At 65.0% G+C, this 1016-nt stretch carries 2 protein-coding genes; one reads left to right on the top strand and one right to left on the bottom strand.

Features of this window, described 5'->3' with window-relative positions:
- Positions 1 to 426: hypothetical protein (locus E3D03_RS20890; protein WP_263568537.1), on the bottom strand; the 426-nt coding region annotated here is incomplete at its 3' end.
- Positions 427 to 560: 134 nt separating this feature from the next.
- Between E3D03_RS20890 and E3D03_RS20885 the strand changes: the two genes are divergently transcribed.
- Positions 561 to 776: a hypothetical protein gene (locus E3D03_RS20885; RefSeq protein ID WP_036708719.1), complete on the top strand. Its 216-nt coding sequence runs from the start codon at positions 561 to 563 to the stop codon at positions 774 to 776.
- The last annotated feature ends 240 nt before the right edge of the window (positions 777 to 1016 follow it).

Below are 1016 nucleotides of genomic sequence, written 5' to 3'. Positions count from 1 at the left end.
CCGTTCCACCTCCGCCATGATCTGCGCCGCCATAAGTGCTGCCACCCGTCCGGGCCAGGTCACCCAGACGTCCCGTTCCTGCCGCGCCAGGCGGAAGACGAGGGTCTCCGCCCGGGCACGGTCGACCAGCGCGCCCTTCTTCTTCTGGACGGCCAGCTGGCGTTCCTGCGCCGCGTAGACCGTCAGCGCCGTGCGCGCCTTGATATAGGATGTCGTGTCGCCGGGGCCGCTGGCCAGCCCGTCGCCACCAAGTGACCGGCGTTGCTGGTCGGGGTCCGTCATTTCCGCCCGCCGTACATCCGAGGCCGCGGCATTGATCGACCCGTCGTCATGGACCACCAGCCGCCCGTTCTTGCGCGCCTTCTGCACCCCGCCGCGAGATAGGCCGGAATGGGCCGCGTACTCGCGTTCGCTCATGCCTTTCATGGCGCTGAGATACCTATCAAGATATTGAAAATAAACAGGAAAAGACAATCATTCCCGTTGATTGTCTCCCCCTCCGGAGCGATTCTGTCGTCCATCAACAGGCCGCATCGCGCCGACCCCAGGAGGGCTTCCCCATGACCACGACCACCATCCGCATCGACTACTCCACCCTTCCCGAGGGTTTCGATCTGAGCCGCCCGGACGCCATCGCCGAGGTCATCGAGCAGGCGCTGCGCGAGAGCGGGATCCCGGCCGAGGCCTCCGACGTCCTGTCGCACCTGAAAATCGAACTGCCGACCGCCCAGCTGGGTGCCGCCAGCCGGACGCTGGCCGAGATGCGGCTGATCTGACCGGAATGATCAGAAAGCACTGATATTGCTCCGATTTGCCTACGATCATCCGCCCGACAGAGCGATGGTGTTCGCACCAGAACGATCCAACTCAGCGAAGGACGCCCCGCCATGACCACCCGCCGCGCCAGCGACAATTCGAAAGCCCTCGACGCCTTCATCGCCGCCAAGGCCGAGATCGACACGATGCTGGAGCGCCTGAAGGCCCTCAGCGACGACCACTTCGAGACCCACCCCGAC

The organism is Paracoccus sp. DMF (assembly GCF_004407025.1).
In the GTDB taxonomy this organism is placed as follows: Bacteria; Pseudomonadota; Alphaproteobacteria; order Rhodobacterales; family Rhodobacteraceae; genus Paracoccus; species Paracoccus aminovorans_B.
Note: the sequence above shows the minus strand (reverse complement) of the source record. Positions and strands in the feature narration are given on the sequence as shown.

Bases quoted from the DNA above. Each gene is read 5' to 3' on its own strand.
- E3D03_RS20885 (WP_036708719.1), top strand. From the start codon at position 561: ATGACCACGACCACCATCCGCATCGACTACTCCACCCTTCCCGAGGGT.